The organism is Methylomagnum sp. (assembly GCF_054333355.1).
The window spans coordinates 1-6,661 of record NZ_JBTEKS010000247.1; the positions used below are offsets into that span (position 1 = coordinate 1).

Below are 6,661 nucleotides of genomic sequence, written 5' to 3' on the forward strand. Positions count from 1 at the left end.
CGAGCCTTTTGCGGGGTTATCATTTTCGGGAATCGCCCAAGAACCCCATCGACTAGAATGGATCGAATTCTGATAACCAACAAGCCACCATCATGGGAACCCGACTCATCTACTTCATCGTCCTGCTGATTCTCACCATCCTTGATCTGGGTCCATTCCCGCTGGTCAGCTTGGCGGGTCTTTATGTGGTGCTGATGCGGCCAATCTGGTTTAAATCCTTGGTGGACGATATTTACGGCGACCGCAAACCTTAACTAACGCACTCGACACGGGAGGATGTATGCAACGAGCCATCAACGGCACCGGAATCCGCGTCACCGCCATCGGCCTGGGCGCGATGCCCTTGTCCATCCAGAGCCGCCCCGATGAAACCCAAGCGTTCCAGGTCATCGAAGCCTTTGTGGCGGCGGGCGGCGACTTCATCGACACGGCCAATGTGTATTGTCTGGACGATGCCGACATCGGCCACAACGAACGGCTCGTCGCCAAAGCCCTGGACCGGCTGGGCCAGCGCGACAAGGTGGTCATCGCCACCAAGGGCGGGCTGCGGCGGCCCAAGGGCGATTGGGTGACGGACGGCAACCCCGCGTTTCTGCGTAAGTCCTGCGAAGACAGTCTGCGGGCGTTGAATGCCGATCAAATCGCCCTCTACCAATTGCACGCCGTGGACCCGAATTTCGGACTCATGCCCACGCTGGACGAACTCGTCCGCCTGAAAGACGAGGGCAAGATTGCTCATATCGGCCTCTCCAACGTCGGGATGGAGATGCTCGAAGCGGCCCTCAAGCACGCGCCCATCGTCTCGGTGCAGAACCGCTGCAATCCCTTCGAGAAGCGGGATTTCCGCAGTGGCCTCGTCGATTTCTGCCGCGACCGGGGCGTCACCTACATCCCCCACAGCCCGGTGGGCGGGCACTACGGCCATGTGCGGCTGAACCAGAGCGCGCTGTTCGAGCGCTTGGCGGCGAAACATGGCGCATCCCGTTACTGTGTCGCCCTGGCTTGGTTCCTGGCGAAAGGCGAACACATCCTGCCGATCCCCGGCGCCAGCAAACCGGCCAGCATCGCCGACAGTCTGCGTTCCACCGGCTTGGCGCTGGATGAGGACGACATCCGGGCCATTGACCAGATTCCCGAATTGCCGTGATGCCCGCTTGGCTACCGGCGGCGGTGGCGGCCTTTCTGTGCTGGGGCGTGTGGGCGTTTCTGCCCAAGTTGACCACGCGCTATATCGACCCCAAGAGCGCCATCGTCTACGAGGCGCTCGGGGGCATGGTGATGGCGACCGGGGTGCTGGTTCTGATTGGCTTCAAACCGGCCATGGATGGGCGCGGCACATTTTTGGCGCTGGTGACGGGAGTGCTGGGCTTGGGCGGCGCACTGGCGTATCTTTACGCCCTGCGGACCGGGCCGGTAGTCTTGATTTCCACCCTGACCGCCCTTTATCCCATCCTGGCGATTGCCTTGGCGGGGTTGGTTTTGCATGAACCCGTCAGCCTTCGGCAATGGCTGGGCATTCTGTTGGGACTGGTTGCCATGCTGTTGATCGCCAGTTGAAGGCCGAAGCGGAATAATTTAGAGGGCTTACGCAGCCCTTATTATTCAATGCCTTAAATACGGGCCAAAAGAATGACAAACAACGCGGCAGCCTAGTTGCGAAACGGGCGGGACGCCCACAAACTATAACGATACCCGCCAGGAAGGCGGAGAACTCCGATAAAGAGGAGAGAGAACCATGCCATCCCTACCGGATTATGCGGGCGGCAGCATCGTGAACCTGATGGGTTCGCTGGTCGCCGGTATTGGCGGGGCCGCGACCGGCTATCCGCCGCTGCCCCTGTTGTCCCCGGCCGAAGTCGGCGAGTACCGTCAGGTCGTCCTGATGGTGGTTGACGGACTCGGCTACGAATTCCTGACCCGGCGACGCAACGGCGGCCTGCTGCGGGAGTTGAACCGGGGCCGGATCACCTCGGTGTTTCCCTCGACCACCGCCGCCGCTATCACCACCTTCCTGACCGGACTAGCGCCACAACAGCATGGCTTGACCGGCTGGCATATGTATTTCCGGGAATTGGGCGCGGTGCTAGCGGTGTTGCCTGGGGTGCCCCGCTACGGTGGCTTGCCTCTGCGCCAGGCCGGTGTCGATGTGGCGCGGCTCTTCGGGCATGGCGCGGTGTTCGACCGCTTGCCGGTGCCGGGCTACGTGGTCGCGCCCCGCCGCCTCGCCCATTCCGACTTCAACATCGCCCACCGGGGCAAGGCCGAAATCCGGCCCTTCGACACCCAGGATGATTTCTTTCTGACGGTGGCGAAGCTGCTCCGCGCCGACCGGGAGCGGAAGTTCGTGTATGCCTACTGGGGCGACTTGGACCGGATTTCCCACGAGGCGGGCACCCACAGCATCGAGGCCGACTGGCATTTCACCTCTTGGGAGGAGGGCTTCGGGCGCTTCCTGAGGTATGCCGCTGGGACCGGCGCGCTGGTGATTGTCACGGCGGATCATGGCTTCATCGACACGGACGAGGCCCACACGGTGAACCTCGATGATCACCCGGAACTGGCCGACAGCCTGTGCCTGCCCCTGTGCGGGGAAAGCCGGGTGGCGTATTGCTACGTCAAGCCGGGGAGGCGGACGTTTTTCGAGACTTATGTCCGTTCCGAATTGGGCCATGCCGCCGAGCTTTGGCGCAGCGCGGAACTCATCGAGCGGGGCTGGTTCGGCTTGGGCGCGGCCCATTTGAAGCTGGCCGACCGGGTGGGCGACTATGCCTTGGTGATGAAAGAAAATTATGTGATAAAGGACTGGTTGCCCGGCGAACACCGCTACACCCATATCGGGGTGCATGGCGGCGTGAGCGAGCGGGAGATGTGGGTGCCGTTGGTGGTGACGGCGGTTTAGCGGGAACGGGGATTGCTGCTGCGGGGACGCTGGCCGGGTCGTCCCCGCAGAGGAAGGATTGGGCGGGGAGCGCTGGATTACTGGCCCGCTGGCTGGGCTGGCTTCTTGCCGGAATTCAGCCCTTCGAGTTCCAGCTCCATGTCCTTTTCCCAGTCGTTATCCACGGGCGGGTTGCCATCGTGGATCAGGTAATTGCGCTGCTGGAAATAGGCGTTGCGCATGAATTCGTAGCGGTCCACCGAGGCCTCGTCCATGATCTTCGTGGCGCTCAGGAGGTCCGCCCGCATGTCCACGGTCTTGGCTATGCCTGTGGCCCACGGAATCGCGGCGGGGCTGATCCAGTTGATGGGATTCGTCGCTGTGTCGCCCGCCACGCCCACCAAGCCACGGGGGGTGCTGGGTCCGAACACGGGCAGCACCAGGTAAGGCCCGGAGGGAACGCCCCAAGCGCCCAGGGTTTGGTCCAGGTCCTCATTGTGCTTTTGCAGGTCCATCTTGCTGGCGACGTCGATGAAGCCGCCCAGGCCCAGGGTGGAATTGACTAAGATTCGGCCCACATCCTGGCCGGTTTGCAGCAGCTTGAACTGGAGCAGGTCGTTGGCGACGACGCCGATGTCATCGACATTGCTGAAGAAATTGGTGACGCCCTGATCGACGATGGAGGGCGTGACATACTGATAGCCCCGCGCCACGGGCTTCATCACATAATCGTCCAGTGAGTCATTGAATTTTTGGACGCCACGGTTCCAGCCTTCCCACGGGTCGCGGGAATCGTGATTGGGCGCGGTGGCGCAACCGGCCAGGCTCAGCAACAAGGCGAGCCAATGGAGCCGTTGCGGTCGGAGTGAGTGGCGACTCGTTGTCATTGTTTTTGCCCTTTCTGGAGGTCGATCAGGGGATTTGTGAATTCAGCCCCGCCCCGGCGTTGTAAGCTTGGCTGGCCGCACGCTTATATTAAGGCTGGCAGGCAAATATAATGGCCTTACAAATCGTAGTCGAGGAAAAATTACGCTTTCGGAATGCAAGCTCAAGAACGCCCCCCCTTTGCCCGTCGGTTCCGCGGTTATCTCCCCGTCGTCGTGGATATTGAAACCGCCGGGTTCAGCCCCACCGAGAACGCCTTGCTGGAAATCGCGGCCGTCATTATCGAAATGGATGAGGACGGACGTCTTCATCCCGGCGAGACCCACGCGAGCCATGTCAAGCCATTTCCTGGCTCGAAGCTGGACGCCGCCGCTCTGAGCTTCAATAAGATTGACCCGTATCATCCATTCCGGTTCGCGTTGGACGAGAAGGACGCGCTCAATAAAATCTTCCAACCCATCCGCAGCGCCGTGAAGCGCAATGGCTGCACTCGGGCCATCTTGGTCGGCCACAATCCCGCCTTCGACATTGGCTTTCTAAACGCGGCGGTGGGGCGGTCGGATATTAAGCGCAGTCCCTTTCATCCATTCAGCACCTTCGATACCGCCACCTTGAGCGGCTTGGCCTACGGCCAGACTGTGCTAGCCAAGGGTGTGCAGGCGGCGGGCATCGAATGGGACGCCAGCCAGGCGCACTCGGCCATTTATGACGCCGAGCAGACGGCCCGGCTGTTTTGCGCCATCGTCAACCGCTGGGGCGAATTGGTGGCCGGTGAGGAGCGGAAGACAGCACCGGCCAGCTAATCCTTAAGGCCTATCTCCGTGGGCCGTCCGCCCTGAGGTATCGAAGGGTTTTTGGGATAGGCTGCTTTTAGGCGGCGGTCGCCGTGGCCAGCGTCTTTTGAAGTTCGCCCTTCTGGAACAAGTCCATCATGATGTCGCTGCCGCCCACCAATTCGCCCTTCACGTATAACTGTGGGAAAGTCGGCCAGTTCGAATAGATTTTCAGCCCTTCCCGAATCTCGGGGTCATCGAAAATATTCACATAGGCGTATTCAGCGCCGCAGTGTTCCAGGATTTGCACCGCCCGCCCCGAAAAGCCGCATTGCGGGAAGGCGGGGGAGCCTTTCATGTAGAGGATGACTGGATTGTCGGCGAGTTGTTGTTTGATGCGTTCGTTTACGTCCATACCGTTTCTCATCAGGGGGTTAAAAATTCCCGAGTGAATTTATCAGACTTAATGCCCATGGGAAAAGGCCATCGGTTTCCTGGTTCGTACTAACGCCAGGGCGACGGCACAATTCTTGGATCATGTTTTCATGAAGCCAGTTCACAGCCGGGCTGGAAGCCTTGACGGGGGTTCCCGGCCCCCCGTTAACTTCGACTCCGCTCAGCCAACGAGGGGGAATTCCTATAATTCTGGGAATGTCGTTTTCGACTCCATCTTTAAAATTTCAGCCCCGCTATTGGATAATCCCGACATCACCACTTAACCATCATTAACTAGGAAAAACGAATGCATCAAATCACCCTCATCCCCGGCGACGGCATTGGCCCTTCCATCATCGACGCCACCGTCCAGGTCATCGAAGCGACCGGCGTCAAAGTCGCCTGGGATCGTCAATTGGCCGGCATGGCGGCGGTGGAGAAACACGCCAACCCCTTGCCCGACGCCACCTTGGAATCCATCCGCCGCAACCGCCTGTGCCTGAAAGGCCCGCTCACCACGCCGGTGGGCGGTGGCTACCGCAGCGTCAACGTCACCTTGCGGCAGGCGTTCAACCTCTACGCCAACGTGCGGCCCGCCATCTCCTTCGAAGGCACCGACACCTTGTTCAAGAACGTCAACCTGGTGACGATTCGTGAAAACACCGAGGGTCTGTACGCTGGCATCGAGCATTTCGTGAAGGTTGACGAAGAAAAAATCGCCGCCGAAAGCACTGCCGTCATCACCGCCCGTGGCTCCGAGCGCATCCTCCGCTACGCTTTCGATTACGCCCGCAAGGCCCAGCGCAAGAAAGTCACCCTGGTCCACAAGGCCAATATCCTCAAATGCACCTCCGGCCTGTTTCTGGAAATTGGCCGCGAAATGGCGAAGGAATACCCAGAGATCGAATTCGACGACCGCATCGTGGACGCCTGCTGTATGCAGATGGTCATGAAGCCGGAAAGCTTCGACGTGATCGTCACCACCAATTTGTTCGGCGACATCCTGTCCGATTTGGCGGCGGGCCTCATCGGCGGGCTGGGTCTCACGGCGGGCGCCAACATCGGCACCGACGCCGCCCTGTTCGAAGCGGTTCACGGCAGCGCCCCGGACATCGCCGACAAGGGCATCGCCAATCCCACCGCCACCATCCTGGCGGGCGCCATGATGCTGGAACACATCGGCGAAATCGCCGCCGCCCGGAACATCGAGCGGGCCGTCCGCGAGGTCATCCGCGAGGGCGACATCGTCACGCCCGACTTGAAGAGGGATTCCCCCTACGGCACCCGTGATATTGGCGAAGCCATCGCGGCCAAAGTCGCCGCGCTGAGTTAATCCGACTGCCCGCGCATTTGCCCGCACGAAATTCCACCCCTATCGTGCGGGCCAAAGCGTTTTCATTCCCCTGTGCGAGTGGCAAAGCCGTGGGAGCGGGCTTCAGCCCGCGACAACCGAGCCTGATCGTGGGCTGAAGCCCACTCCCACCACTGTACGCCCATTCTCCCGTTAAAATGGCCGCATAAACCATGAGGGAGCCTCCATGAAAAAATTCATTAACCGCGTCGATGACCTGCTGGCGGAAAGCCTGTCCGGGTTCGCGGCGGCGCATTCCGATCTGGTCCGCCTGAATCTCGATCCCAATTATTTGGCCCGCGCCGAAAGGGCCAAGAACAAGGTGGCGGTGATCTCCGG

Annotated in this window: 8 protein-coding genes; 6 read left to right on the top strand and 2 right to left on the bottom strand. The window is 60.5% G+C overall.

The window, feature by feature from the left end:
- Positions 1-92: 92 nt before the first annotated feature.
- The 4 genes from ACXWUF_RS16075 (at position 93) to ACXWUF_RS16090 (ending at position 2,899) form a co-directional block, all read left to right on the top strand.
- Positions 93-254, top strand: a complete 162-nt coding sequence (locus ACXWUF_RS16075; RefSeq protein WP_458495669.1) for a hypothetical protein — start codon at positions 93-95, stop codon at positions 252-254.
- A gap of 26 nt (positions 255-280) precedes the next feature.
- A complete protein-coding gene (locus ACXWUF_RS16080; RefSeq protein WP_458495670.1) occupies positions 281-1,147 on the top strand; it encodes an aldo/keto reductase in 867 nt (288 codons plus the stop codon).
- On the top strand, positions 1,147-1,557 hold the full coding sequence (locus ACXWUF_RS16085; protein WP_458495671.1) for an EamA family transporter: 411 nt from the start codon (positions 1,147-1,149) through the stop codon (positions 1,555-1,557). The genes ACXWUF_RS16080 and ACXWUF_RS16085 overlap by 1 nt, the downstream gene beginning before the upstream one ends.
- A gap of 178 nt (positions 1,558-1,735) precedes the next feature.
- Positions 1,736-2,899: an alkaline phosphatase family protein gene (locus tag ACXWUF_RS16090; protein WP_458495672.1), complete on the top strand. Its 1,164-nt coding sequence runs from the start codon at positions 1,736-1,738 to the stop codon at positions 2,897-2,899.
- 77 nt (positions 2,900-2,976) lie between these two features.
- Here the strand turns inward: ACXWUF_RS16090 and ACXWUF_RS16095 are convergent, their stop codons facing one another.
- Positions 2,977-3,765 (bottom strand): MlaA family lipoprotein, encoded by a 789-nt coding sequence (locus ACXWUF_RS16095; protein WP_458495673.1) that lies wholly within the window; start codon positions 3,763-3,765, stop codon positions 2,977-2,979.
- Between the two features lie 153 nt (positions 3,766-3,918).
- On the opposite strand from ACXWUF_RS16095, the gene rnt reads away from it, so the two are divergent.
- Positions 3,919-4,566, top strand: coding sequence for a ribonuclease T (gene rnt / locus ACXWUF_RS16100; protein ID WP_458495674.1), 648 nt, complete (start codon positions 3,919-3,921; stop codon positions 4,564-4,566).
- Between the two features lie 67 nt (positions 4,567-4,633).
- On the opposite strand, the gene grxD is transcribed toward rnt, so the two are convergent.
- Positions 4,634-4,951, bottom strand: a complete 318-nt coding sequence (gene grxD / locus ACXWUF_RS16105; protein WP_458495675.1) for a Grx4 family monothiol glutaredoxin — start codon at positions 4,949-4,951, stop codon at positions 4,634-4,636.
- A 327-nt stretch (positions 4,952-5,278) separates the two neighbouring features.
- On the opposite strand from grxD, the gene ACXWUF_RS16110 reads away from it, so the two are divergent.
- Complete coding sequence (locus tag ACXWUF_RS16110; RefSeq protein WP_458495676.1) at positions 5,279-6,304, top strand: isocitrate/isopropylmalate dehydrogenase family protein; 1,026 nt, start codon at positions 5,279-5,281, stop codon at positions 6,302-6,304.
- The last annotated feature ends 357 nt before the right edge of the window (positions 6,305-6,661 follow it).

What these genes read in the sequence shown, in the direction of transcription:
- ACXWUF_RS16075 (WP_458495669.1), top strand. Translation starts at nt 93, where the DNA reads ATGGGAACCCGACTCATCTACTTCATCGTCCTGCTGATTCTCACCATC.
- ACXWUF_RS16080 (WP_458495670.1), top strand. Translation starts at nt 281, where the DNA reads ATGCAACGAGCCATCAACGGCACCGGAATCCGCGTCACCGCCATCGGC.
- ACXWUF_RS16085 (WP_458495671.1), top strand. Translation starts at nt 1,147, where the DNA reads ATGCCCGCTTGGCTACCGGCGGCGGTGGCGGCCTTTCTGTGCTGGGGC.
- ACXWUF_RS16090 (WP_458495672.1), top strand. Translation starts at nt 1,736, where the DNA reads ATGCCATCCCTACCGGATTATGCGGGCGGCAGCATCGTGAACCTGATG.
- ACXWUF_RS16095 (WP_458495673.1), bottom strand. Translation starts at nt 3,765, where the DNA reads ATGACAACGAGTCGCCACTCACTCCGACCGCAACGGCTCCATTGGCTC.
- rnt (WP_458495674.1), top strand. Translation starts at nt 3,919, where the DNA reads ATGCAAGCTCAAGAACGCCCCCCCTTTGCCCGTCGGTTCCGCGGTTAT.
- grxD (WP_458495675.1), bottom strand. Translation starts at nt 4,951, where the DNA reads ATGGACGTAAACGAACGCATCAAACAACAACTCGCCGACAATCCAGTC.
- ACXWUF_RS16110 (WP_458495676.1), top strand. Translation starts at nt 5,279, where the DNA reads ATGCATCAAATCACCCTCATCCCCGGCGACGGCATTGGCCCTTCCATC.